General features: G+C 73.8%; 22 protein-coding genes. 11 read left to right on the forward strand and 11 right to left on the reverse strand.

Going from position 1 to position 25337, the window contains the following annotated elements; translation table 11 throughout:
- Positions 1-269: 269 nt before the first annotated feature.
- The gene (locus ACIRG9_RS10435; protein WP_067300694.1) at positions 270-539 is read left to right on the forward strand and encodes a DUF6458 family protein; all 270 of its coding nucleotides are present in this window, start codon (positions 270-272) and stop codon (positions 537-539) included.
- Positions 540-710: 171 nt separating this feature from the next.
- On the opposite strand, the gene ACIRG9_RS10440 is transcribed toward ACIRG9_RS10435, so the two are convergent.
- Positions 711-1247, reverse strand: a complete 537-nt coding sequence (locus ACIRG9_RS10440; RefSeq protein WP_402853219.1) for a SixA phosphatase family protein — start codon at positions 1245-1247, stop codon at positions 711-713.
- A gap of 116 nt (positions 1248-1363) precedes the next feature.
- Between ACIRG9_RS10440 and ACIRG9_RS10445 the strand changes: the two genes are divergently transcribed.
- Entirely contained in the window at positions 1364-1651 is a 288-nt protein-coding gene (locus tag ACIRG9_RS10445) for a DUF6458 family protein (RefSeq protein ID WP_402853222.1), read from the forward strand.
- Positions 1652-1779: 128 nt separating this feature from the next.
- On the opposite strand, the gene ACIRG9_RS10450 is transcribed toward ACIRG9_RS10445, so the two are convergent.
- Positions 1780-2457 (reverse strand): hemolysin III family protein, encoded by a 678-nt coding sequence (locus tag ACIRG9_RS10450; RefSeq protein WP_402853224.1) that lies wholly within the window; start codon positions 2455-2457, stop codon positions 1780-1782.
- Between the two features lie 107 nt (positions 2458-2564).
- Between ACIRG9_RS10450 and ACIRG9_RS10455 the strand changes: the two genes are divergently transcribed.
- Genes ACIRG9_RS10455 through ACIRG9_RS10465 form a run of 3 tightly spaced genes read left to right on the forward strand, consistent with a single transcriptional unit; the run spans position 2565 to position 4754 of the window.
- On the forward strand, positions 2565-3176 hold the full coding sequence (locus tag ACIRG9_RS10455) for an allophanate hydrolase subunit 1 (RefSeq protein WP_402853227.1): 612 nt from the start codon (positions 2565-2567) through the stop codon (positions 3174-3176).
- Positions 3173-4021 carry a biotin-dependent carboxyltransferase family protein gene (locus ACIRG9_RS10460; protein ID WP_402853229.1) on the forward strand — a complete coding sequence of 283 codons (849 nt, stop codon included), beginning with the start codon at positions 3173-3175 and terminating at the stop codon, positions 4019-4021. Before ACIRG9_RS10455 ends, ACIRG9_RS10460 begins: the two co-directional genes overlap by 4 nt.
- On the forward strand, positions 4005-4754 hold the full coding sequence (locus ACIRG9_RS10465) for a LamB/YcsF family protein (protein ID WP_402853231.1): 750 nt from the start codon (positions 4005-4007) through the stop codon (positions 4752-4754). The genes ACIRG9_RS10460 and ACIRG9_RS10465 overlap by 17 nt, the downstream gene beginning before the upstream one ends.
- Positions 4755-4865: 111 nt before the next feature.
- On the opposite strand, the gene ACIRG9_RS10470 is transcribed toward ACIRG9_RS10465, so the two are convergent.
- From ACIRG9_RS10470 to pdhA, 6 genes are all read right to left on the reverse strand, one after another.
- On the reverse strand, positions 4866-6710 hold the full coding sequence (locus ACIRG9_RS10470; RefSeq protein ID WP_402853234.1) for an NHL domain-containing thioredoxin family protein: 1845 nt from the start codon (positions 6708-6710) through the stop codon (positions 4866-4868).
- A 290-nt stretch (positions 6711-7000) separates the two neighbouring features.
- Positions 7001-9814 carry a hypothetical protein gene (locus ACIRG9_RS10475; protein WP_402853237.1) on the reverse strand — a complete coding sequence of 938 codons (2814 nt, stop codon included), beginning with the start codon at positions 9812-9814 and terminating at the stop codon, positions 7001-7003.
- A gap of 342 nt (positions 9815-10156) precedes the next feature.
- On the reverse strand, positions 10157-10294 hold the full coding sequence (locus tag ACIRG9_RS10480; protein WP_402853240.1) for a hypothetical protein: 138 nt from the start codon (positions 10292-10294) through the stop codon (positions 10157-10159).
- A gap of 222 nt (positions 10295-10516) precedes the next feature.
- A complete protein-coding gene (locus tag ACIRG9_RS10485; protein ID WP_402854222.1) occupies positions 10517-11995 on the reverse strand; it encodes a dihydrolipoamide acetyltransferase family protein in 1479 nt (492 codons plus the stop codon).
- A gap of 5 nt (positions 11996-12000) precedes the next feature.
- Positions 12001-12990: an alpha-ketoacid dehydrogenase subunit beta gene (locus ACIRG9_RS10490; RefSeq protein ID WP_402853243.1), complete on the reverse strand. Its 990-nt coding sequence runs from the start codon at positions 12988-12990 to the stop codon at positions 12001-12003.
- On the reverse strand, positions 12990-14168 hold the full coding sequence (gene pdhA, locus ACIRG9_RS10495; RefSeq protein WP_402853246.1) for a pyruvate dehydrogenase (acetyl-transferring) E1 component subunit alpha: 1179 nt from the start codon (positions 14166-14168) through the stop codon (positions 12990-12992). The genes ACIRG9_RS10490 and pdhA overlap by 1 nt, the downstream gene beginning before the upstream one ends.
- Before the next feature lie 469 nt (positions 14169-14637).
- On the opposite strand from pdhA, the gene ACIRG9_RS10500 reads away from it, so the two are divergent.
- Positions 14638-15426 (forward strand): hypothetical protein, encoded by a 789-nt coding sequence (locus tag ACIRG9_RS10500; RefSeq protein WP_402853248.1) that lies wholly within the window; start codon positions 14638-14640, stop codon positions 15424-15426.
- Here ACIRG9_RS10500 and ACIRG9_RS10505 read toward each other — a convergent pair.
- The 3 genes from ACIRG9_RS10505 to ACIRG9_RS10515 are packed head-to-tail and all read right to left on the reverse strand — an operon-like array spanning position 15407 to position 20226.
- Entirely contained in the window at positions 15407-16630 is a 1224-nt protein-coding gene (locus tag ACIRG9_RS10505) for a hypothetical protein (RefSeq protein WP_402853251.1), read from the reverse strand. The genes ACIRG9_RS10500 and ACIRG9_RS10505 overlap by 20 nt on opposite strands.
- A 52-nt stretch (positions 16631-16682) precedes the next feature.
- Positions 16683-18341: a GTPase gene (locus ACIRG9_RS10510; protein ID WP_402854224.1), complete on the reverse strand. Its 1659-nt coding sequence runs from the start codon at positions 18339-18341 to the stop codon at positions 16683-16685.
- A gap of 46 nt (positions 18342-18387) precedes the next feature.
- Positions 18388-20226: an ABC transporter gene (locus ACIRG9_RS10515; protein WP_402853254.1), complete on the reverse strand. Its 1839-nt coding sequence runs from the start codon at positions 20224-20226 to the stop codon at positions 18388-18390.
- A 209-nt stretch (positions 20227-20435) separates the two neighbouring features.
- On the opposite strand from ACIRG9_RS10515, the gene dnaK reads away from it, so the two are divergent.
- The 5 genes from dnaK to ACIRG9_RS10540 all read left to right on the forward strand — a co-directional run bounded on the left by dnaK (position 20436) and on the right by ACIRG9_RS10540 (position 25200).
- Complete coding sequence (gene dnaK / locus ACIRG9_RS10520; RefSeq protein WP_402853257.1) at positions 20436-22283, forward strand: molecular chaperone DnaK; 1848 nt, start codon at positions 20436-20438, stop codon at positions 22281-22283.
- A 47-nt stretch (positions 22284-22330) separates the two neighbouring features.
- On the forward strand, positions 22331-23092 hold the full coding sequence (gene grpE / locus ACIRG9_RS10525; RefSeq protein ID WP_402853260.1) for a nucleotide exchange factor GrpE: 762 nt from the start codon (positions 22331-22333) through the stop codon (positions 23090-23092).
- A 79-nt stretch (positions 23093-23171) separates the two neighbouring features.
- Positions 23172-24362 carry a molecular chaperone DnaJ gene (gene dnaJ, locus ACIRG9_RS10530; protein WP_402853263.1) on the forward strand — a complete coding sequence of 397 codons (1191 nt, stop codon included), beginning with the start codon at positions 23172-23174 and terminating at the stop codon, positions 24360-24362.
- Positions 24363-24393: 31 nt separating this feature from the next.
- On the forward strand, positions 24394-24828 hold the full coding sequence (locus tag ACIRG9_RS10535) for a heat shock protein transcriptional repressor HspR (protein ID WP_402853265.1): 435 nt from the start codon (positions 24394-24396) through the stop codon (positions 24826-24828).
- 162 nt (positions 24829-24990) lie between these two features.
- Positions 24991-25200: a hypothetical protein gene (locus ACIRG9_RS10540; protein ID WP_402853268.1), complete on the forward strand. Its 210-nt coding sequence runs from the start codon at positions 24991-24993 to the stop codon at positions 25198-25200.
- Positions 25201-25337: the final 137 nt, after the last annotated feature.

Raw genomic sequence — 25337 nt, forward strand, 5'->3', positions numbered from 1 at the left:
CGGCCGCAAGATGCGGCATGCGGTGGTTTCCCGGCAGTTGGAGGCCATCACGTGCCGCACATGGAGTGGATCAACGGATTCCACCGTGTGCGGACACGCCGTGGACCAGGTCGGGCAGCGCCCAGGCCGATAGCGCAATGTGCCGCGACCGGGGGTGGAGTCCGGGGAATTGGCGGGGCGGGCCGGGTAGGCCGCTCGCCTGACGGGTAACCGTCGCGGACCACGACAGGGCACACCCAACGGCCACCGCACGAGGGAGTGCAGCGCACATGGGCATTGGTAGTGGAATCTTCCTGATCGCGCTCGGCGCGATCATGACCTTTGCGATCCGGGCCAACGTCTGGTGGATCGACCTGCGCGCGGTCGGCTGGGTGTTCATCCTGGCCGGGCTGGCCGTCCTGCTCACCACGCTCTGGTTCTGGCAGGACCGGCGCAAGCGGGCACGCACGCTGATCGTGGAGGAGAACCGGCTCTCCCATCCGACGGCGATGATGCCGCCCCCGCCCGACCCGCCACCGCCCACCGCCCCGCCCTCCTGACCCTTCGTCGCCGGCCGGTCGTCTGGGCGGTCGACGTCGCCGCCCCGCACGCCCTGCCCTTCCGAACGCCACCGCCGCCCGGCGCGTCGATCATGGAGTGGTAGCCGTTTGTCCTGCCCGCGGCTCGTGCCAGGTGCCACAGCATGCTGATCGGCGCCGGGCGGTCGCCCCTCAGCCGCGGGCGGTGTGGCGGACGGTGATGGGGGCGGTGCCGGGCGCCAGGGCGGCCCATGGGCTGGTGGGACGGTGGACCACCAGGTCGGTGGTGCGCAGGCCCTCCGGATCCGCCCGCTGTGGATCGAGTACAGCCGAGAGCAGCGAGATGCCCGGGTTGTGGGCGATCACCAGGATGGTGCCGGTGTCCGGCGCGACCCCCCGGACCAGCTCCAGCAGCTCGTCCGGCTGCGCCTCGTAGACGACCGCCTCGTAGCGCACCACCGGGGCCGACCCCGCCGGTCCCCCTTCCGGCGGGGATCCGGTCATGCCCAACGCCACCCCGTGCCAGGTCTGCCGGGTGCGCCGGGCGGTCGAGCAGAGCACCAGGTCGGGGAGGAGAGCGTGCCGGGCCAGCCAAGCGCCGGCCGCCGCCGCATCGGCATGTCCCCGCGCCGTCAACGGGCGTTCCGTGTCCGGTGCGTCCCGGGACTGCTCGGCCTTGGCGTGCCGGAGCAGCACCAGTGTCCGTTGCTGGTTCCTGCCGTCCGTCATGGGCACAGCTTGCCTGATTGGCGATCAGAACGCCTGGGTAAGTCGATGGCTGCCGCTACCTCATCCATGGCCGCGGCGGGTAGGAAACGCCAGCAGAACGCCAAGGAGGCGACGTCATGGGCATCGGTGCCAGTATCTTTCTCATCGCGCTGGGCGCGATCTTCGCGTTCGCCGTCGACGCCAACCTGGGATGGCTGAACCTGAACGTCGTCGGTTGGGTGCTCATGCTCGCCGGCGTCATCGGCCTCGTCATCACGCTCTACTTCTGGAACAGCCGGCGGCGTACCGTCGTCGCCGCGCCGGTGCGCGAGCAGGTCGTCGCCGAGCCCGTGGTGCCGGCGCAGGACGACCGGGTCGTGCGCGAGGAGTACCGCGAGGTGCGCCGCCCGGGCTACCCGGCCTGAACCGGCCGCCGGAGCGACATCGAGGGCCCGCGACGGCGTGGGCCCTCGAACCGTGCCGCCGGGCCGTCGACTCGTCGGGCCCTGAACGGCCGACGGCACGGGTCGGCCAGCGGTGCCCGGCCCGGGGGTCAGGCGAAGATCGCGAAGTAGATCGCGATGTGGTGGCAGATCGCCGCGACCAGGGTGCAGGCGTGGAAGAACTCGTGGTGGCCGAAGACGGTCGGCCAGGGGTTCGGCCGGCGCAGCGCGTAGAAGACCGCGCCGACGCTGTAGACCGCGCCTCCGACGACCAGCAGCACCAGGGCGGTGACCCCGCCGGAGCGCAGGATCTCCGGCAGCATCGCCACCGCGACCCAGCCGAGGGCCAGGTAGAGCGGCGCGGAGACCCAGCGCGGCGCATGCGGCCAGATCAGCTTCAACGCCACCCCGAACAGCGCCCCACCCCAGACCAGGCCGAGCATGACGGTCGCCTGCCGGGTGTTCAGCAGCAGCGCGCAGAACGGGGTGTACGTGCCGGCGATGAACAAGAAGATCATCGAATGGTCCATCCGGCGCATGATCTGGTAGCCGCGTTTCGACCAGACCCGGCGATGGTAGAGCGCGCTGGTGCCGAAGAGACCGCACACGGTCAGGCTGTAGATCAGGCAGCTGACCAGGGGCGCCAGGCCGGGCCGGGCGGCGGCGATCGAACAGAGCACGATGCCGCAGACGAGCGCGACGAAGAACGCGTAGGTATGCAGCCAGCCGCGCATCCGGGGTTTACCGATGTCGACCGGCTTGAGCCGAAGCGGTGCGGAGGTGGTCACGGCAATAGGCTACGGCACCGTAGGTTACCTGTAGGTAGTGTTCACTGTCACGACTTCCGAACGGCCGGAGGACCCTGGCCAACGGCTCGATCCGCGAGTATGGCGGGATGCGGATCCGACCCGTCGGCGCGCACGCCCTGCTGCTCGACTGCGACGACCCCGAGCAGGTCCAGGCGTGGCGGGCCGAGCTGTGGCGCCGCCGCGAGGCCGGCGAACTGAGCGCCGTCGAGATCGTCCCCGCGGCGGCCACGGTGCTGCTCGACGGCGTACCGGACCCGGCGGCGGCCGCCAGGCGGATCTCCGGCTGGACCCCGCTGGGCGGCACCGCCGAGTCCAACGCCGCCGAGGTCCACGTCCCTACCGTGTACGACGGGGAGGACCTGCCCGGCGTCGCCGCCCACTGGGGCGTTGACGTGCCAGCCGTGGTGCGGCGGCTGAGGCGTACCGAGTTCCGGGTGGCGTTCTGCGGGTTCGCGCCCGGGTTCGCGTACCTCACCGGGCTGCCGGCGAAGTTGGCCGTGCCCCGGCTGGCCACCCCGCGTACCCGGGTGCCGGCCGGCTCGGTCGCGCTGGCCGGCCCGTACGCGGGGATCTATCCGACCGCCTCGCCCGGCGGCTGGCTGCTGGTCGGGCGGACCGACCTGGTCCTCTTCGACGTGCACGCCGACCCGCCGGCCCGGCTCACCCCCGGCACCCGGGTACGGCTGGTGCCGGCATGATCGAGGTGCTCCGGGCCGGTGCCCTCACCACCGTGCAGGACCAGGGCCGCCCCGGACACGCCCACCTCGGCGTGCCCCGCTCCGGCGCGCTCGACCCGGCCGCGCTGCGCCTGGCCAACCGCCTCGTCGGCAACCCGGAGACCGCCGCCGGCCTGGAGATCACCCTGACCGGCTGCACGCTGCGGTTCGGCCGGGCCGCCACCGTGGCGCTCATCGGAGCGGAGGTGGACGTCCGCGTCGACCGGCGGCCGGGCGACCTGGGCCGGCCGCTGTCGCTGCTCGCCGGGGCGCTGCTGCGGATCGGCCCCGCCCGCGCCGGGCTACGTACCTGGCTCGCGGTCGGCGGCGGGATCGCGGTCGAGCCGGTGCTCGGCAGCCGCGCCACCGACACCCTCTCCGGCCTCGGCCCACCCCCGGTACGCGACGGCGACCGGCTGCCCCTCGGTGAGCCCGACGGCCCGCCCGCCCCGGTGGACGTCACCCCCGGCCCACCCCTCCCCGACCGGCTGCGGTTGGCCGTACACCCCGGCCCCCGGCGGGACTGGTTCGCCCCCGCCGCGCTGGACCTGCTGCTCGGCACCCCGTACACGATCAGTCCGGCGAGCAACCGGGTCGGCGCGCGACTGGTCGGCGCGGCCCTGCCCCGCGCGGTGGCCGGCGAACTGCCCAGCGAGGGCCTCGTCCTCGGCGCGGTGCAGGTGCCGCCCGACGGGCAACCGCTGATCTTCCTGGCCGACCACCCGACCACCGGCGGCTACCCGGTGATCGGGGTGGTGGACGACGTGACCCCGCTCGCGCAGGCCCGCCCGGGGACTACGGTCTTGTTCCATGGACCTCAACGCTGACCTCGGCGAGGGATTCGGCATCTGGCGGCTCGGCGACGACGAAGCTCTGCTGGAGCTGGTCACCTCCGCCAACGTCGCCTGCGGCTTCCACGGCGGCGACCCGTCCACGATGCACCGGGTCTGCGCCGGCGCCGCCGAGCGGGGAGTCGCGGTCGGCGCCCAGGTCGGCTACCGGGACCTCGCCGGCTTCGGCCGGCGGCACATCGCGTACGACTTCGCCGAGCTGCGCGACGAGACGATCTACCAGCTCGGGGCGCTCGACGCGTTCTGCCGGCTGTTCCGCACCCGGATCCGCTACCTCAAGCCGCACGGCGCGCTCTACCACGCGGCGGCCGCCGACGAGGCCCAGGCCGCCGCGCTGGTCGCCGCCGTCAGCGCGTACGACCACGAGCTGCCCCTGCTCTGCCCGCCCGGTTCGGTGCTCGCCCAACTCGCCGCCGGTGCCGGGCTGCGGGTGGTCGCCGAGGGCTTCGCCGACCGGAACTACCTGCCCAACGGCACGCTGGTGCCTCGGAGCGCCCCGAACGCGCTGGTCACCGACCCGGACGAAATGGCAGTCCGGGCCGTCCGGATGGCCACCGAGCGGACCGTGGTCGCGGTCGACGGCAGCGTCGTCCCGTGCGTGGTCGAGTCGATCTGCCTGCACGGCGACACCCCGGGCGCGGTGCGCTGCGCCGAGCTGGTGCGCGCCGCCCTCATCGACACCGGCGTCACCCCCGCCCCCTTCGCCTGACCAGAGCCCGCGCGCCCTCGTCCGCGCCGCGCGGGTCTTGATCGACTCCATGTGCGGGATGTGGTGGCCTCTGTGGATTCGGAGACCACCACTTGCGGCACAAGGAGTGGATCAACCCCGGGAGGACTCGTCGAGGCCGCGGAGGATCAGGGGGACGCGGGTGGCGCCGCCGTCGACCACTCGGATCGGGACGCCCCAGTCCTGCCGGGTCAGGTGGCAGGCGGCGTGCTCGACGTCGGCGTCGCAGGTGGCCGCCTGGGCGGTCACCTGGAGCACGCCCTGTGCCACCGCGCCGTCGACCACCACGCGGCGGGACAGCTCCGTGCCCGTCCCGGCCCCCTCGACCAGCAGCTCGGGCGGGGACGCCGAGACCACCAGCCGGGTCGACGGCCCGTACGTCTCGTCCAGCTTCTGCCCCGGCGCCGGCGTGAAGATCACGTCGAGGGTCAGCTCGCCCGCCGCCACGGCGGTCGGCTTGCGTTCCAGCTTGTGCCGGGGGCCGTCCACCGTGCTCGCGCCCGCCGCGCTGAGCGCACCCGGGGCCAGCCGGGTCAGCCGGTGCGCGGCCGACTCGACCACGAGCACGTCGCCCTCACCGGTGAGCACCACGTCGCTCGGCTCGGCGAGCCCGTCCGCCACCGTGGCCACCTGTTCGGTCGCCGGGTCGAAGCGGCGCACCGCCCCGTTGTACGTGTCGGCGATCAGCACCGAGCCGTCGGGCAGCGCGCACACCCCCAGCGGGTGCTGGAGCAGCGCCCGGTCGGCCGGTCCGTCGACGTGCCCGAAGTCGAAGAGCCCCTGGCCGACCGCGGTGTGCATCAACCCGCCCTCGACGTACCGGACCGCGCTGGTCTCGCTGTCGGCGAGCCAGAGCCGGGTGCCGTCGGCCGAGACGGAGAGGCCGGACGGCTGGGCCATCCACACCTCCGGCAGCGGGCCGTCCTTCAGCGCCTCGACCGTGGTGCCGGCGTACATGCCGGCGGTCCGCCTGATCGGGTCGAACCACCAGAGCTGGTGGATGCCGGCCATCGCGACGACGACCCTGCCGTCGTACCAGGCGACGTCCCACGGGGAGGAGAGGTCGACCGAGCGCGCGTCGTGCGCGTGGTCGTCGACCGTCGACCGCCACTGCCGCCCGGTGCCGGCCACCGTGACCACCTCGCCGGTCGCCAGCTTCACGCCGCGCAGCAGGTGGTTGACGGTGTCCGCGACGACCAGGTCGTACCCGGCCACCTCGGCCACGTGCGTGGGTAGCAGGCAGAGCCCCTGCGGCTCGGAGAAGGTGGCGGCTTCCGCCGAGCCGTCGGCGTGGCCGCGGGTGCCCGCGCCGATCCGGCGCAACACCTTCTCGCCATCGGGGGCCAGCTCCACCAGGCTGTGCCGGGCCGAGTCGGAGACCAGCAGGTTGCCGCCGTCGAGCACCACGGCCTTGCCGGGGAAGCGCAGCGCGGTCTCCGGTTCCGCCGGCGGGACGTACGGGCCGTCGCCCCGGTGCAGGGTGCCCTTCGCCTCGTGGGTGGTGATCAGCTCGTCGATCAACTTGGCCAGCCCCTCGGCGTGCCCCTCGCCGGCCATGGTGGCGACCACGTAGCCCTCGGGGTCGACCACCGACAGGGTCGGCCAGGCCTTCGCCGCGTACTGCTGCCACATGTCCAGCTCGGGGTCGTCGAGCACCGGGTGGTGCACGCCGTACCGCTCGACGGCCGCCGCCAGCGCGTCCGGGTCCTTCTCGTGCTCGAACTTTGGCGAGTGCACGCCGATGACCACGAGCACGTCGGCGTACTTCTCCTCGAGCGGGCGCAACTCGTCGAGCACGTGCAGGCAGTTGATGCAGCAGAAGGTCCAGAAGTCCAACAAGGCGATCTTGCCCCGCAGGTCGGCCAGGGTGACGGCCTTCCCGCCGGTGTTCAGCCATGCTCGGCCCCGCAGCTCGGGGGCGCGTACGCGTGCGCTCATGACCCCATCGTGCCGTACCGGCGGCCGCCAGCCGGTCGGACGGGGAGGCGGGGAGGCGTACGCGACACCGCTCCCCGCGCTTCCCGCCAGGCAAGCCGCGCGGGCGAGTCCAGCCCAGGAATCGGTCTGCCAGGGCTGTTGGGGGCTGGTCGCCGCCGAACTCAGCCAGGAGGTGGCCGCTTCACTGCCCGGGTGGCGCTGGCCGGTACCGCCACCGGGTCGGGAGGATCACACCCGGAACGTACGACGGCGGGGTCACGGTGACCCGTGACCCCGCCGCGTACGAGCTGCTACTTGTCGGCCGGCGTGAGGCAGAGCACCCGGTCCGTGCCGTCACCGGGGAGCACCACCTGCGGCTGCGTCGGGTCGGCGCACTTGTCCTTGCTCGCGACCTTGGCGACGACCTTGAACGCGCCGGGCTCGGCGCAGTCGGCCTGGGCCGCGCCCGCGCCGGACTGCTTGATGCAGGCGCCCACGGCCGGGTTGAACGGAGCCGGCTCGTTGTCGCTGCCACCGATCTTGCCGAGCAGGCTGAGCAGACCGAGCGGGATGGCCAGGATCAGCACCGCCGCGACCAGTACGGCGGCCAGCACCCGGCCGTTACGGATCTTGGGGGCGGGCGCCTCGGCCTGCGGCTCGGTCTCCGGCTTGAACTGGTCGAAGCGGCCCTGCTCCGGCCCGTTGGCCTGGCCCTGCGACCATGCCGGCGGCGCCGGCTGGGCCGGCGGCGGGAAGCCACCCGGGCCTGCCTGGCCCATCGCACCCGGTCCGGGTACGCCGACGGACGCGCGACCGCTGCCGGGCGCGCCGAACGGGTTGGCCTGGCCGCCGGGCGCGCCGAACGGGTCGGGTTGGCCGCCGGGTCCGCCGAACGGGTTGGCCTGGCCGGGCGCGCCGAAGGGGTCAGGTTGGCCGCCAGGCGCGCCGAACGGGTTGGCCTGGCCGGGCGCGCCGAAGGGGTCAGGTTGTCCGCCAGGTCCGCCGAAGGGGTCAGGTTGGCCGCCGGGTCCGCCGAACGGGTTGGGCTGGCCACCGGGTGCACCGAAGGAATCGGGTTGGCCGCCAGGTGCACCGAAGGAATCGGGTTGGCCGCCGGGTGCACCGAAGGTGTCGGGTTGGCCGCCGGGTCCGCCGAACGGGTTGGGCTGGCCGGCAGGTCCGCCGAACGGGTCGCTGGGGCGCGGGTCGTCCTGTGGGTGCACGCCGTTGACCGGCCGGTTGTTGCCGGCCGGGTCCACGAAGTTCGGCATGCCGGGCGGGAACGGCGGCGGGCCGGCAGGGGAGGACGGCACCGGCTCCTCGAAGCGTGGGCCGGGCTCGTCGAAGCTGCTCGGGGCGTCCTGGCCGGGAACGTCGTCCGGTTCGGGGCGGGCCGGCCGGCCGTACACCCGGGGCTGCGGGGCCGGTACGCCGGCCTGGTGCAGCGGCTGGTCGGTCGGTGGCGTCACCCGGCTGCCCATCGGCACCGAGGCGCTGGCCGAGACGGCACCGGCCGCGCCGGACTCCGGCGAGGTACGCGGGCCGGGCAACACCGGGCCGGCCGGCGACTGCGGCTCCTCGTGCGCCGGTTCCGGCGTACCCCAACCGGACTGCTCCGGCTCGTACCCCTGGTTGGCCGGCTCGAACGGCGCCGGCGGCGCGTAGTCGGCGGGCGGCGAGGCGGCCAGGGCGGCACCCGGCACCCGCTGCTCCTGCGCCGGCAGCGGCACCGCGTTGGCCGGGGAGATGCCCGGGCCCGGGGCGGGCTGGTAGACCGGGGCCTCCTCGGCGCGGGCCGGCTCCCAGCCGTTTGACGGCGACTCGTCCGGACCGGCCTCGGCGGGCCGTCCCCACGCCTCACCCGGTGCCCACGGCTCGGCGTCCGGGATGGCGTGCTGCTCGGGCGTCCACTGCGCCGGGTTGTCCTGATTACCGCCCCACGTCGACGTGGAGTCGGCGGCGGGGACCGAGACGCTGGCGCGGGCCGGGGCCCAGGCGCCGGACTCGGGCCGGTCGCCGGCCTGTGTCGCCTCGTCCGCCGGCCGGTCCTGGTCGTGCTGCTGTGCGGCGGCCGGGGCGGCGTCCCACGCGGGGCGCTGCTCCTCCGGGGCGGCCCACGGCTGTGAAGCTTCGGCCTGCCCGGCGGACCAGCCGCCGGACCGATCCGGGTTGTCCTGGGTCGCCGGCCAGCCGTTGTCGGCTGCTGCGCCCGGCACCGGCACCTTGGCGGCGGCGCGGGCGGTCGGCTCGGCCGAGGCCCAGGCCGGGGCGGCTGCCTCCGCCTGCTGGCCCCAGGCCGGCTGGTCGTCCTGCGGTGGCGCGCCCCAGCCGCCGGACCGGTTCGGGTCGTCCTGCTGCGGGGCGCCGGCTCCGGCGGACCAGCCGCCGGAGTGGTCCTCCTGCGGGCCGGTCGCGGCGGCCCAGCCGCCCGACCGCGCCGGGTCATCGTGCTGCGGACCGTTCGAGGGGCTCCAGCCCCCGGCAGGGGCCTCGTCCTGCTGGCCGGCGGGAGTTGCCCACGGCTCGTGCGGCGCGGGGACCTGGGCGGCTCCGCGGGCACTCGGCTCGTCATGCTGCGCCCAGGCCGGCTGCTCGCTCTGCCCGGGAGCCGGCCCGGGGGCGGCGCCCCACGCGGACCCGGCCTGCTCGGCCGGTGCCGACCAGGCGGGCGGGGCCGGTTCGGGGGAAGCGTTCGGCGGGGCGGCAGCCCAGGCGGGCGCCTGCTCCCCGGACGGCGCCGGTGGGGCGGCGGCCCATCCGGGCGTACCCTGCTCCGGCGCGCCCCAGGCCGGTCCGGCCTGCTCGGACGCGGCCCAGGCGGGCTGGGGGGAAGCGGTCCATCCGCCCGGCTCACCGGTCGGTGGCACCTGCGCGGAGGCTCGCCCGGTGGCGGGCTGGCCGCCCTGCTCCGCCCAGGCGGGACGTTGGTCGTCGGGGGTGGCCCAGGCGGGGGTCGGCTGGGCGGGTGACCCGGCCGGTGGGGGTGGGGCCCAGCCGAGGTCGGCAGCTCCGGGGTGCCCGTTGTCCTGCTGCGCCGGGCGGTCGCCGTACGGCGCCGGTCCGCCGGCGCCCGGCGACACCTCGCCCGGCTCCTGGCCGGGTCGGTGCGGGGCCTCGGACGTCATGGGTGCGCCTCCTCCATCACATGTCGGCCGCCGATGCCGCTCGGGACCGTCGGCCGGGGTCGCCGGCGGGTACCGGCCGTGCGGGCTCCCCGCACCGTATCGGGTGGCCGCCGGGAGGCGCCCGGGGGAGCACCGGTCGTCACTCGCCGTCACCGGATGCTGTCGATCGGTTTCTGTCGGCGCGATCGGTCCGGGCGGCGGGCGGGTGGCGACCGAGCCCCACCGTACCGGGCGTCGCTGCGAGGTGGAATCCCGGTGTCTATCGACGTGAGACGCCGAAGGCCCGCCCGGTTGGACCGGGCGGGCCTTCGAACTGGAGGAGGTGAGAAAGGTACGAGAGCGTCAGCCGAGGTGACGCTGGGCGATGGCGATCAGCTCCTGGCGGACCGCGGGGGAGTTGGCGGAACGCAGCGCGTGCTCGATGGCGCGGGCACGGCGGTTGGCGTCACGGCGGTTACGGATTCGCTCGATCATGCTCATCTGGGTCTCTCCTCCTGGCTATTCGGTTGTCAGCCCCTTGATGTCTCTATTGAACCGCATTACGCGGCCAACTTCCATCGATTGTTAGGTGAGCTGAACCACTGACCTAAGGATCGTAGGTTGACGGCCTTGTCGAACCGACGATCTGTCCCCCAACGGCAACGGCCGGTGTGCCGGGCGTTAACCCCTGGCACACCGGCCGTCGCCGGATGTCGTGGACCGTCAGGTCCAGGCGAGCAGCGCCGCCTCCGGATCGGCCAAGAAGTCCCCGATGTCGCGGAGGAACTTCGAGCCGAGTTCACCGTCGATGATCCGGTGGTCGAAGGAGAGGCCAAGCGTGGTGACCAGGCGCGGCTTGACCTTGCCCTTGTGCACCCACGGCAGCTCCCGCACCGCGCCGAAGGCCAGGATCGCGGACTCGCCCGGGGGCAGGATCGGCGTACCGGTGTCGACGCCGAAGACGCCGACGTTGGTGATGGTCAGCGTCCCGCCCGACATGTCGGCCGGAGAGGTCCGGCCCGCCTTGGCGGTCTGCACCAGCTCGGTCATCGCGTCCGCCAGCTCGCGCAGCGAGAGCCGACCGGCGTCCTTGATGTTCGGCACGATCAGGCCGCGCTCGGTGGCCGCCGCGATGCCCAGGTTGACGTACTCCTTGACCACGATCTCGTCGCCGGCCCAGGTCGAGTTGACCATCGGGTGGCGCTTGACCGCCAGCAGCACCGCCTTCGCGACCAGCAGCAGCGGGGAGACGCGTACGTCCCGCCACTCGCGCCGCCCGCGGAGCCGGTCCAGGGCCTTCATCGCCCGGGTCACGTCGACGGTCAGGAACTCCGTCACGTGCGGGGCGGTGAACGCCGAGCGGGACATGTTCTCGGCGGTGAGCTTGCGTACCCCCTTGACCGGGATGCGCTGCTCGCGGTCCGCGCCGAAGCTCGCCGCCGACGTGGCCGGGGTGCCGACCGCCAGCGGCTCGGCCGCCGCCGGGGCCGACGCCGCCCGCTGTACGTCCTCCCGGCTGATCGAGCCCAGCGGACCCGAGCCGGTCAGCGTGGTCAGATCGACGCCGAGGTCCTTGGCGAGCTTGCGGACCGGCGGCTTGGCCAGCACGAGCCCACCGGAGCGGCTGGTGCCGTTCACCGCCGGCGCCAGCGACGCGACCGGCGCGGCCTGGGCCGCCACCGGAGCGGCCGCCACCGGAGCGGCCGCCACCGGAGCGGCCGCCACCGGAGCGGCCGGGGTCGGCACCGGTGCCTGCGGCGGGACGCCACCCTTGCGCGGGCGACGCTTGGCCGCGGTGGTCCGCGGGCCGTAACCGACCAGCACAGCGGTACGCCCACCCGGGGCGACGCCACCGATCAGGCCCGGCTCGACCATGCCCTCCTCGGGCGCGACCTCGACGGCGGCCAGCGAGGCCGCCGACGGGGTGGGCCCGGACTCCTCGATCGGCCCGGCGCCCGGGTCGGTGTCGATCGCGATGATCGGGGTGCCGACCTCGATGGTGGCCCCCTGCGGGTGGAAGATCGCGTGCACCTGGCCGGCCCACTTCGCCGGGATCTCGACCGCCGCCTTGGCGGTCTCCACCTCGACGATCGGCTGGTTCAGCTCGATGACGTCGCCCACCTTGACCAGCCAGGCGAGGATCTCGCCCTCGGTCAGGCCCTCGCCCAGGTCGGGGAGGTTGAATTCCTTGATCCGTGACATTCCACTCACCAACCGAAGGTGCGGTCGACGGCGTCGAGCACCCGGTCGAGGTCGGGCAGGTACTCCTCCTCGACCCGGGCGGCCGGGTACGGGGTGTCGTAGCCGGTGACCCGCAGCACCGGGGACTCCAGGGAGTAGAAGCACTCCTCGGTGATCCGGGCCGCGATCTCGGAGCCGAGGCCCAGGTTGCCCGGGGCCTCGTGGACGACCACGCACCGGCCGGTGCGCCGCACCGACTCGTACGCGGCGGACAGGTCCAGCGGGGAGAGCGAGCGCAGGTCGATGACCTCCAGCTCCCGGCCGTCCTCGGCGGCGGCGGTGGCCGCGTCCAGGGCGGTACGCACCATCGGCCCGTACGCCAGCACGGTGACGTCGGTGCCCGGCCGGGCGACCCGGGCCGAGTGCAGCGGGTACGCCCCGGACAGCGGGGCGTCCAGCTCGACCGGGCCCTTCTCCCAGTAGCGCCGCTTGGGCTCCAGGAAGACGATCGGGTCGTCCGAGGCGATGGCCTGCTGGATCATCGTGTACGCGTCCTGCGGGTTCGCGCAGGTCACCACCTTCAGGCCAGGGGTGTGCGCGAAGTACGCCTCCGGTGACTCCGAGTGGTGCTCGACCGCGCCGATGCCGCCGCCGTACGGGATCCGGATGACCATCGGGATCCGCACCTTGCCCTGCGAGCGGTAGTGCATCTTCGCCACCTGCGACACGATCTGGTCGTAGGCCGGGTAGACGAAGCCGTCGAACTGGATCTCGCAGACCGGCCGGAAGCCGCGGATGGCCAGGCCGACCGCGGTGCCGATGATGCCGGACTCGGCGAGCGGGGTGTCGATCACCCGCTGGTCGCCGAAGTCCTTCTGCAGGCCGTCGGTGATCCGGAAGACGCCGCCGAGCTTGCCGACGTCCTCGCCCATGATGACGACCTTCGGGTCGTTCTCCATGGCCTTGCGCAGGCCGGAGGTGAGGGCCTTGCCGAGGGTGAGGGTCTCCGTGGCCATCAGTGCGCGCTCCCCTCGAACGACGCCATGTACTTGCTGAACTGCTCCCGCTGCTCGTCGAGCTCGGGCGACCCGTTCGGGTAGACGTGGTCGAACATCGTCACCGGCTGCGGGTCGGGCATGGCGAGCACCCGCTCGCGCAGGTGCACCGACTCGGTGCGGGCCTGCTCGTCGACGTCGGCGAAGAACGACTCGTCGACGATCTGCTGCTTGGTCAGGAACGCCTTCATCCGGGCGATCGGGTCCTTGGCCTGCCAGGCCTCGACCTCGCTGGCGATCCGGTAGCGGGTCGGGTCGTCGGAGGTGGTGTGCGCCCCCATCCGGTAGGTGTACGCCTCGATCAGGCTCGGCCCCTGGCCGTGCCGCGCGTTGTCCATCGCGTGCCGGGTCACCGCGTACGACGCGAGCACGTCGTTGCCGTCCACCCGGACGCCGGGGAAGCCGAAGCCGCCCGCCCGCTTGTACAGCGGGACGCGGGTCTGCCGCTCCAGCGGCTCCGAGATCGCATACTGGTTGTTCTGGCAGAAGAACACCAGCGGGGCATTGAAGACGCTGGCCCAGACGAACGACTCGTTGACGTCACCCTGGCTGGTGGCGCCGTCACCGAAGAAGGCGATCACCGCCTCGCCGTCGTCGCCGCCGGTCTTGCCGTCCATGGCGACGCCCATGGCGTACCCGGCCGCGTGCAGGGTCTGCGCCCCGATGACGATCGTGTACATGTTGAACTTGAACTCGTTCGGGTCCCAGCCGCCCTGGTCGACGCCGCGGAACAGGCCGAGCGGCATGATCGGGTCGATGCCCCGGCAGTAGAGGACGCCGTGCTCCCGGTAGGTCGGGAAGGCCATGTCCTGCGTACGCAGCGCCCGGCCGGCGCCGACCTGGGCCGCCTCCTGGCCCAGCAGGCTGGCCCAGAGGCCCAGCTCGCCCTGGCGCTGCAGGGCGGTGGCCTCGGCGTCGAGCTTGCGGACCAGCACGAGGTCGCGGTAGAGCCCGCGGTACTCCTCGTCGGTGAAGTCGACGCGGTACTCGGTCCCGTCCGGGCCGAGCGCGCTTTCGATCCGCTCGCCCTCGGGCGTGAGCAGCTGTACGAGTTCCGGCCCGCCTGCGTCGGCGGCACGCTTGGAACGGGGTGCAGCCCGCCGGCCGCGGCTGGTGACCCCGGGGTCGCCCTTTGCCATCCGTCTCTCCCTGTCTGGTCTGCGCCGCGTCGGGGGTGACCCGTGCCGCGCGCACATCATGCGCCGCCCGGCTCGAGCCGGGCTGGTCTCCTGGCGGCCGCGCCTAGCCCCGGTGAGGGTTGCCGCGCGGCGTGAGCCGGGTGCATGGAGCGACCCGGCCCGGGAGCGCCGGCGCCGTTCCGCACCAGCCGCAGGATGCGCGGAGGTGGCGGCTGCGTTGCCGTCGTGCCTGAATGATTGCAGAGGAGGTGAGGGGTCCCACAGTATGGCCTCCCCTGCCCGTGAGTTTCCGTCTGGTTCGCGACGCATGGCGGTTTTGTCGCTTGAGTCGACCCGTCGCCGTCGGACAACAGGTGTGTCGACACGCTGTGGTGTCTGGTGGACTGAGGGTTACTGGGGCAAGCTGACTTGCGTCGATTCTGTCCCAGTTAGTCCCGAATGCGGGCCGAGGTGCGAGGAGTGGATGCCGGTGTCCGAGCCAGCGGAAGATCCCGGCACCTCCTTCCTCGACCGGCACCGGGTGGGGCCGCCGGGTGCCTACCGCCGGCTGATCGGGGCGCACCGCGCAGCCGGCCTGGGCGGCCCGAGCCGCGGCTACCTCTTCACCGTCGCGCTGCTCGCCGGCACCGCGTCCATGCCGATCCTGGCCGCGATCAGCACCGGGTCGGCCACCGTGGGCAACAGCGCACCGCCGGACAACAGCACGCCGTTCATCCCGACTCCATCGATCGGCCCGGTGGTGGTTCCCCTGCCCAACGGGACCCAACCCCCGCTCCGGCCCAGCCGTAGCCCCGCCGCAACCGGCACGCCGTGGCCAGTGCAGGTGGCGGCGCCGGCCGTCCTGGCGCTGCCCGACGACCGCGACCCCGGTGGGCACCGGAGGTTCCGGCCGGCCGGGCCGCCGTCCGCCCCCGGGCCCGTTGGCGCCACCCGGACCGCCTCGCCGCGCCCGCCGCGCGTCCCCGCAGCCTCGCCGTCGCCGTCGGCCTCCGGGCCGGTTCCGCCGGATCCGTCACCGCGTCCCACGAGCGAACCGACCAGCACCTTCTCCGGGCCGGCCGGCGATCCCCCGACCGCCACCGGCGCGACGCCGACGCCGAGGGCCACCGGCGCGGAGCCGACGCCGACCGACCCCGTCGGCACTCCGCCGTCGGCCGGCGCGCCGGAGGCGCCGCCCGCGTCGACTGCCTGCCCCATCGCAGACCAAGGCCCGAGCCCGGATCGCTGGCGCGGCTGGCTCAGGCCGGGTCGTCGGTGAGGCGGTGCCGGTTGGCCTCGATCCAGGCGTCCAGCGCGGCCGGGTCGTCCGGATCGACGCCGTCGGCCATCAGCTGGGCGACCGCTGCCGTGGCCGGGCTGCGCCGTTCGCCGGTGCTGTAGAGCCGGGCGAACTCGGGGACCATCTCCTCGATCGCCTCGTCCGTGCGGCGGGCCGCCGCGGCCGGCAGCCCCCGCTGGCGGGCCGCGTACGCCGCCCAGCCGCGCAACACCCGGGGCAGCAGTGCGGCGTCGTCCATGTCCAGCACGGCCCGGCGATGCACCCAGTCGAGCAGGAACAGTTCGGCGACCGTCGGGCTCCAGCGCATCGGGTCCGCGTCCGGGAAGCTCGCCGCGTGGTCGAGCAGCAGGCCCAGGCAGAAGTGCAGCGAGGCCAGTTCCGCGTCGGCCACCGCGTCCAGGCCGAACCGGGCGGCCTCGGGTGAGCCGAGGAAGGCCCGGACCAGCCGGGTCCGCTCCTCGTCGGTGGGCGGCGGCACCTCCCGCGCCCCGGCGGCCACGGCCCGGCCGGGCAGGGCGGCCAGCCGCGCGCCGACCAACGCCCGGTCGGTGGCCAGCGAGCCCTGGGCGGGCAGCTCGCCGAGGTCGTCGGTGACCTCCAGGTGCCGGCTCACCTCCGCGTACATCCGGGCCGGATCCTCGGTCCGGAACCAGGTGAACTCGTCCTCGGTGCAGATCTCCCGGGCCTGCTCGACGATCCGCCCGGCCGGCCCGCCGACGAAGACGTCCTTGGCGATGCCGATGTTGTGGTCGACCAGGGCCACCACGGCGTGCTCCGGCCCGCCCTCGGCGTCGTCGTAGGCGAAGGTGGCCAGGTAGGAGGTCTGGTCGCCGTAGACGTCACCGTAGGCCCAGGCGCCGGTGAGGCGCACCCGCCCGAGCTGCGCGGCCCAGGCCGGGGAGTACGCGCCGGGGCGGACCCGGGCGGCGCCCTCGGCGTCCGGGACCAGCGCGGCGAAGACGGCGCGGATGGTGGTCGCGGCGGCGCTGCGCCGGCGCGACGTGGCGGCGAGGAACCCGGCGACGAACTCGCGGACGGCGGTCTCCCGGTCGGTCTCCGCGACGGCGTAGACACTGCCGAGCAGCGCGGCGCCGAGCATCTCCGCGTCGAGGGCGGAGTCGAGCCTCGTCACGTCGCGAGCGGCGTGCAGCACCGCCTCGTAAGGGGTCTGTGGCGTGGCCATGCCCCGACCCTACGCTGCTCGGCCGGCCCGGGCACTGCACAGCACGCCGGGCTCAGCGTCGGGCGGCCTCCCGCAGCGCCTCCCGGGCCTCGGTGTACCGGGCCAGCACCGCCCAGACCGGATCCAGCACGTACTTCTCCCCGACGCTGCCCACCGAGGTCATCAGCCGGCCTTCGGCCCGCTGCCGGGCGTGCCGCGCCGCCCACCCGGTCACCGGCCGGGCCAGCGCCGCGACCAGCAGCCCGGCGAGCAGGCCGCCGAGGAGCAGCACGGTCGGCCAGGGCACCTCGCCGAGCCGCGGGCTCTCCAGCGCGGGCAGACCGAGCGCGCGCAGCACGTAGCCGAGCACCAGCCAGCCCAGCCCGGCCGCCGCGGCGACGGTGACCAGCCACTGGAGGCCGCCCACCACCCGCCACCAGGTGGGTCGCCGTGCCATGCCCAGGTCGGTGGCGGCCACCGCGTGGTCCAGCGCGTCCGGCAGGTCGGCCAGCCGGGACCGGGCCGCGGCGGTCACCGCCGCCGGCCAGGGCGCCGGCAGGTCGGCGGCGGAACGGTCGGCCACCGCGCGGATGGCCAGGTTGAGCGCCGAGCGCTGCGCGGCGGTGGGATCGGGTACGGAGGTCGCCGCGACCAGGCTCTCCGCCGGCGCGTCCGCACCCCCGGAGGTGAGGTGCAGCCGGCGCAGCGGGTCCGGCCGGAGCCGCCGCCAGCCGCGTACCAGTGGCCAGCCCGTCGTTCCGCCGGCCCGGTGCCGGTACGCGGCCTCGACCGCCTCGGCCACGGTCGGCACCCCGGCCGCCCCGGCCAGCGCGGCGGTGAGTTCTCGTGCCGAAGCGTCACCCGGGCCGGTGCGGGGCGCCTCCGGCCCGGCCAGCGGTTCCAGCCCGGCCACCACGGTGTCCACGTCGCCGGCCAGCCGGCGCAGCGCGGCCTGGCGTTCGGTGACCGTGCGCTCCAGCTCGGGGCGGAGCCCGTCCAGCCCGGCCGGGTCCACCGCGACCGTGGGCAGCAGCGGCACCCCGGTCAGCCCGTCGGCGTCGAGCAGCCGGCGCAGGTCGTCGAGGACCCGGGGCAGCTCGGCCGGGGGCAGCCGGTCCGCCTGGTTGAGTACCACCACCGTCACGTCCCGGTGCCGGTGGAACTCGCGCAGGTAGCTGGTGTGGATCACGCGGTCGGCGTACTTCTGCGGGTCGACCACCCAGACCACCAGGTCGACCAGTCCGAGCAGCCGGTCCACCTCCAGCCGGTGGGCGTGCTGCACCGAGTCGAAGTCGGGCAGGTCCAGCAGGACCAGGCCGTGCAGTGCCGCCTCGTCGTCGCCGTCGAGGGCGCTCTCCCGGACGAACCGATGCCGGGGCAGCACCCCGATCCAGTCGAGCAGCCGGGACGCGCCGTCCAGCGGCCCCCACACGCAGGCGTGCGCCACCCCGGTCGTCGGCCGGCGTACGCCGACCGGCGAGAGGTCCAGCCGGGCCAGGGCGTTGAACAGGCTCGACTTGCCGCTGCCGGTCGCCCCGGCCAGGGCGACCACGGTGTGGTGCCCGGAGAGGGCGAGCCGGGTGCCGGCCCGCTCGACCGCGGTGTGCGCGGCGACCAGTTGGGCGTCCGGCACCTGGCCGTCCACCGCCTGGAGGAAGCGCTGGAGCGCCCGCAGGCGCGCGATCAGGGCATCCGGGTCGACGCGCTGTTCGCCTCGGAACGCCTCGCGCATCCGATCGGCGATGTTGCTCACCCGCGGCCCCCGTCCCGTGGCGTGCTCACCCGGTGCCACCCGGGTTGACCGTCGGCAGCACCGGCTCGCCCGGCCGGGTCAGCCCGCTGCGGTGCCGGGCCTTCTCCACCGCGCCGGCCGCCCGGTGCAGGGTGGCACCGGTCTCGGCGGCCGGCCGGGCCGCCTCGGTGCGGGCGAGGAACCGGGCGGCGTCCTCGGCCAGCAGCCCGCTGATCCGGTCGAGCAGGTCGCGCCGGGCCTTGATCGCCAGGTTTCGGACCGCCTGGTCGCCGAAGATCGCCTGGAGGACCGCCTGCCCGGCGACCGCGGTGCCGGCGCCGGTGGCGACCTCCAGCCCGGTGGGGATGAAGGCGGTGGAGGCGAAGACCCCGATCATGACGGCCAGGCCGGTCGCGTTGACCGCGTACGCGGCCGTGCGGGCCACGAGACGGCGGTCGCCCCCTTCGCTCTGGACCAGCTCCAGCACCGCCCGCTGCCAGTCGCGGACCAGTCGCTCGGCGCGCCCGGGCAGGTCCTCCGAGGCGTGGGCGAGCTCCGGTTCGAGCAGCTCCGCGCCCGCCGGGTGCGCCTTCCACCCGGTGTACGCGGTCTCCGCCGCCTCGGCGGCCACCCCGCGCAGCAGCGTCACGAGCTGGGACTCGATGGCCGTCCGCAGCTCGGCGGCGGGGGCCGTACGCCCGGTGACCGCCGCGACCATCCGGTCCCGCAGCCGGCCGATCCGCGCCTCCAGGGTGCGGAAGAACTCGCCGGTGCCGACGAACTCCTGCCAGCGGGCCAGCACCTCGCCGCGGAGCAGCCGGCCGTCCCTGAGCCCCTGGTCGACGGTGCGCTCCGCCGCCCGGTACGCCGCGCGCACCCGCTCGTCCAGCGCGTCGGCGGCGGCGACCTGCTCGTCGGCGGCCTCCGCCAGCTCCAGCACGGCGGGGTGCAGGGCGGCAAGCGCGCCGTCGAGGGTCTGCCGGACCACGGCGGACCGGGCCTCGGCGTCCGCGGCGAGCCGGGCGAACCAGGCGCTCAGCGGGGCGGTGACCCGCTCGGGCAGCAGCCCCTGCCCGTCGACCCAGGTCTCCGGCAGCACGAAGAGCGGCGCGGTGCCCAGGGCCTGGGCGGCGAGCATCTCCGACAGGTGGGCGGCGATCTCGTTGATCGCCTCCGGGGGCACCCGGTCCAGGACCATGGCGATCACCGTGCCCCGGGCCCGCGCGCCGCGCAGCAGTTCCCAGGGGACGGCGTCGGCGTACCGGGCGGCGGTGGTGACGAAGAGCCAGAGATCGGCGGCGGCCAGCAGCTGTCCGGCGAGGGCGCGGTTGGCGTCGACCACCGAGTCGATGTCGGGCGCGTCGAGGAAGGCCAGCCCGGCCGGCAGCGCGGGGGCGGTGACCAGGTGCAGGGTGCCCGGGTTCTCGCTCGGCTCGTTGGTCCGGGTCAGGCCGGGCAGCAGGTCGCCCTGGCGGAACCAGGCGGCGTCGGCCGGATTGCAGACCAGCACCGGCGAACGGGTGGTGGGGCGCAGCACCCCGGCGGCGCTCACCCGCGCCTGGACCAGGCTGTTGACCAGTGTCGACTTGCCCGCGCCGGTCGAGCCGCCGACCACCACCAGCAGCGGGGCGTCGAGGCGGGCGAGCCGGGGCAGCAGGTAGTCGTCGAGCTGGTGCGACAGGCAGGCGGCGGCCTGCCGGGCCGGCTCCGCCGAGGGTAGGACCAACGGGAAGCGGGCCGCCCCGATCGCGGCCCGCAGGCCGGTGAGCGCGGTGGGTAACCCGTCCGCGTGGTCGGCGGGTGGATCGTCCCTGGCAGCGGGTCCGGTGCGGGCTGCGACGGCGGGCGTGCCGGACCGGGTGGCGGAATCGCCATGCGTCGTCACGGCTAAAGCGTGCCCGACCGACGCAAGTTAAGACAACCAGACGGTCATAACGGTCAGGTTGCGTCGGGTCGACTCAACCTCGACTTGCGGATTGCCGGCGGCGTGGCACTATTGAGTCAAGTTCACTCAACTTGTGGTGCGGTCGCTGCGGGCGACCCGCCGGGGCAGGCCCCTGACCTGCTCAACCGTTACGAAGCGAGGAAGCGAACATGGCACGTGCGGTCGGCATCGACCTCGGCACGACGAACTCCTGCGTCAGCGTTCTCGAGGGCGGTGAGCCCACCGTCATCGCCAACGCTGAAGGCTCGCGGACGACCCCCTCGATCGTCGCGTTCGCCCGCAACGGCGAGGTGCTCGTCGGTGAGGTCGCCAAGCGTCAGGCGGTGACCAACCCCGATCGGACCATCCGCTCGGTCAAGCGGGAGGTCGGCACCAACTGGACCGTCGACATCGACGGCAAGAAGTACACCCCGCAGGAGATCTCGGCCCGTACGCTGATGAAGCTCAAGCGGGACGCCGAGGCGTACCTGGGCGAGCAGATCACCGACGCGGTGATCACCGTCCCCGCCTACTTCAACGACGGCCAGCGCCAGGCCACCAAGGAGGCCGGTGAGATCGCCGGCTTCAACGTGCTGCGGATCGTGAACGAGCCGACCGCGGCCGCCCTGGCGTACGGCCTCGACAAGGGCTCCAAGGAGCAGACCGTCCTGGTCTTCGACCTCGGCGGTGGCACCTTCGACGTGTCGCTGCTGGAGCTGGCCGAGGGCGTCATCGAGGTCAAGTCCACCAGCGGTGACAACCTCCTCGGTGGTGACGACTGGGACCAGCGGATCATCGACCACCTGGTGAAGACCTTCCGCGGTGAGCACGGCATCGACCTGTCGCAGGACAAGATGGCCATGCAGCGGCTCAAGGAGGCCGCCGAGAAGGCCAAGATCGAGCTGTCCGCCGCCACCACCAGCAACATGAACCTGCCGTACATCACGGCCGGTTCGGCGGGTCCGCTGCACCTCGACGTGACCCTGACCCGCGCCGAGTTCCAGCGGATGACGCAGGACCTGCTGGACCGCTGCAAGGGCCCGTTCGAGCAGGCCGTGAAGGACGCCGGGATCAAGATCTCGGACGTCGACCACGTCATCCTGGTCGGTGGCTCGACCCGTATGCCGGCCGTGACCGACCTGGTCAAGCAGCTCACCGGCAAGGAGCCCAACAAGGGCGTGAACCCGGACGAGGTCGTGGCCGTCGGCGCCGCCCTCCAGGCCGGTGTGCTCAAGGGCGAGGTCAAGGACGTCCTGCTGCTCGACGTGACCCCGCTGAGCCTGGGCATCGAGACCAAGGGCGGCATCTTCACCAAGCTCATCGAGCGCAACACCACCATCCCGACCAAGCGCTCCGAGGTCTTCACCACGGCGGATGACAACCAGCCGTCGGTGCTGATCCAGGTCTTCCAGGGCGAGCGGGACATCGCGGCCTACAACAAGAAGCTCGGCACCTTCGAGCTGACCGGCCTGCCGCCGGCGCCGCGTGGCGTGCCGCAGATCGAGGTCACGTTCGACATCGACGCCAACGGCATCGTCAACGTGCACGCCAAGGACCTGGGCACCGGCAAGGAGCAGAAGATGACGATCACCGGCGGCTCCTCGCTGCCGAAGGACGACATCGAGCGGATGCGCCGGGACGCCGAGGAGCACGCCGAGGAGGACAAGCGCCGGCGTGACGACGCGGAGACCCGCAACCTGGCCGAGGCCCTCCAGTGGCAGACCGAGAAGTTCCTCGCCGAGAGCGGCGACAAGCTGCCCAGCGAGAACCGCGACCAGCTCAACGAGGCCCTCGGCGAGCTGCGCAGCGCCCTCGGTGGCCAGGACATCGACAAGATCAAGGCCGCGCACGAGAAGCTGGCGCAGGTCTCCCAGCAGGCCGGCTCGCTGCTCTACTCGCAGCAGGGCGAGCAGGCTCCGGGTGCGACCGGGCCGGACGCGGGTGCGACCGGTGGCAAGCCGGCCGGCGGCGCCGACGACGTGGTCGACGCGGAGATCGTGGACGAGGACAAGAAATGACGTTCGGTCCCGGACACGTTCGCACGGCAGAGGGATGAGGTAACCGCATGACGGAGAAGCCGCGAGCCGCTGACCCGGCTGCCACCGGGTCGGCGCCGGGTGGCTCCGCGAGCGCCGGGCAGGAAGCCGGCGAGGAGCCGCGGGTCGTCATCCGCGACAAACGCAAGATCGGCAAGGTCGGCAAGACCGGCGAGCGGAGCGGGGCTGCCGCCGCCGCGGCCGACGCCGCCGCCGACAAGCCGGCCGAGGGGCTGGTCGAGGAGACCGAGGTCGTGGTCGACGAGATCGAGACCGAGGCCCCGGTCTCCGGCCCGCCCGTGGTGGACGCGCCAGCCGAGCCGACCGAGGAGGCGGCCCAGCCGGAAGCGCCGCTCGGCCCCGAGCTGGAGGCGGTACGGACCGAGCTGGAGGAGCGGACCCGCGACCTCCAGCGGGTGACGGCCGAGTACGCCAACTACCGCAAGCGCGTCGACCGGGACCGCAACCTGGTCCAGGAGCAGGCGACCGGCACGGTGCTGACCGCGCTGCTCCCGATCCTCGACGACCTGGACCGGGCCCGCGAGCACGGCGACCTGGTGGGCGGCTTCGGCTCGGTGGCCGATCAGCTCACCACCGCGCTGGGCAAGTTCGGCCTGACCGCGTTCGGTGAGCAGGGCGACCCATTCGACCCGACCCTGCACGAGGCGGTGGCCCACCAGACCTCCGCCGATGTCACCGAACCGACCTGCGTGCAGGTCATGCGCCGCGGCTACCAGCTCGGCGATCGGCTGCTGCGGCCGGCCATGGTCGCGGTCGCCGACCCCGAGTAGTGCCGACCCGTGCCGTCCCGCCCGCCCGCACCGGGCGGGCGGGACGACCGGGACATGTCCCGTGGAAGGGGGTGGACGGATGAGTTCCAAGGACTGGATTGAGAAGGACTACTACGCCGTGCTGGGCGTGGAGAAGTCCGCCTCCTCGGACGAGATCAAGAAGTCGTACCGGAAGCTGGCCCGGGAGTCGCATCCGGACCACAACCCCGGTGACCCGTTGGCCGAGGAGCGGTTCAAGGCCGTCTCCGAGGCGTACGCCGTGCTCGGCGACGAGAAGAAGCGCCGCGAGTACGACGAGATGCGTTCGCTGTTCGGCTCGGGCGCGTTCCGCCGCAACGCCCGGGGCGGGGCCCAGCCGGGCGGGGTGCCGTTCGACGTCTCCGACCTGTTCGGCGGGGCGGCCGGTGGCGGTGAGGGCCGGTTCGGCGGCGGCGGTCTGGGCGACCTGTTCGGCTCGATCTTCACCGGCGGCGGCGGTGGTGGTGGCGGTGCGGCCCGCCCCCGTGGTCCGGCGCGCGGCCGGGACGTCGAGACCGAGGTGGCGCTCGACTTCACCGACGCCGTACGTGGGGTGACCCTCCCGCTGACGCTGCGCTCCGCCGGGGTCTGCGAGACCTGCCACGGCACCGGCGCCAAGCCCGGCACCCAGCCGAAGGCCTGTCCGGTCTGTCACGGTGCCGGGGTGACCACCCGCAACCAGGGGTCGTTCAGCTTCTCCGAGCCGTGCCGCAACTGTCAGGGCGTGGGCACCATCGTCGAGGAGAAGTGCCCGGAGTGCCACGGCAGCGGCGGGGTCACCAAGACCCGCACCCTGAACGTCCGCTTCCCCGCCGGGGTGGCCGACGGCCAGCGCATCCGGCTGGCCGGCCGGGGTGAGCCCGGCGAGCGCGGCGGGCCGGCGGGCGACCTGTTCGTGCAGGTGAAGGTCCGCCCGGACGAGCTGTTCGGGCGCACCGGGGACGATCTCACCCTGACCGTGCCGATCACCTTCGCGGAGGCGGTTCTCGGCACCGACCTACGGGTGCCGACCCTGGACGGCACGGTGACCCTCCGGGTGCCGGCGGGCACGCCCAGCGGTCGGGTGCTGCGGGCTCGGGGCAAGGGCGTCGTACGCAAGGACGGCCGCGCCGGCGACCTGCTGGTCACCCTCGACGTGGCGGTCCCGGCGAAGCTGTCGGACGAGGCGCGGTCGGCGCTGGAGGCGTTCACGGAGCACACCCCGCCCGCCGCACGGGAACATCTCGACGCGCGGGTGCGTCGATTCAGTTGACCGGGTGAAATGGCAGCGGAGGTGAGCGGGGATGTCGGACGAGTTCGTCGGCTCGGGTGACCCGGCCTACGAGGCCAAGGTCCTGATGATCTCGGTGGCGGCGCGGATGGCGGGGATGCACCCGCAGACCCTGCGCCAGTACGACCGGCTGGGCCTGGTACAGCCCGGCCGGGCGGCCGGCGGCGGCCGCCGGTACAGCGTCCGGGACGTGGTGCTGCTGCGCGAGGTGCAGCGACTCAGCCAGGACGACGGGATCAACCTGGCCGGAGTCAAGCGGATCATCGGCCTGGAACGGCTGCTGGAGGAGGCCCAGCAGCGGGTGGCCCGGCTGGAGGCGGAGCTGGACGCCGCCTACCGGCGGATCGCCGAGCTGGAGTCGCTGGGCGGCTTCCCGCGCGGCGACCTGGTACCCCGCACCTCGACGGCCCTGGTCGTCTGGCGCCCCCGCCGCACCCCCGACCGCTGATCCGCCCCCTCTCTCGCTCACCGGCTGGCCGTGGGGCGGCGCGGTCGCGCGCCGCGGCGGTGGTGGTTTCGGGAAATCCCGGGTGTGGGAGTTGGCTGCTCGATAGCCTCTGAATCGGGGCCAACCAGCTCAATCCGTTGTCCGAACCTGGCAGGGGGAGCCATGGCGGAATCGGCGAAGAAGACGGTGCACACGGCGGAGAACCGGCTCGAAGAAGTGGCCGAGAACATTCGCGAGCGATTTGCTCGAATCACCGACGCCACCTTCACCGACAGGATCAAGGACGGGCTCTTCCTCGACCAGGTGGACCACGGCATCGACCGGGCCAGGGCCGACGAACGGCGCCGGAAGCAGGGCGGATCGCCGAGCTGACGATCCGTCGACGTGCGGGCCGGGACCCACGGGGGGTCCCGGCCCGTTCGTCCGTCGGTGACGTGTGGGCCGGGACGCGGTGATGCCGTGAGGGGGTCCCGGCCCGTTCGTCCGTCGGTGACGTGTGGGCCGGGACG

Origin of the sequence: Micromonospora sp. NPDC093277, assembly GCF_044765245.1 — a bacterium.
Classification (GTDB): domain Bacteria; phylum Actinomycetota; class Actinomycetes; order Mycobacteriales; family Micromonosporaceae; genus Micromonospora.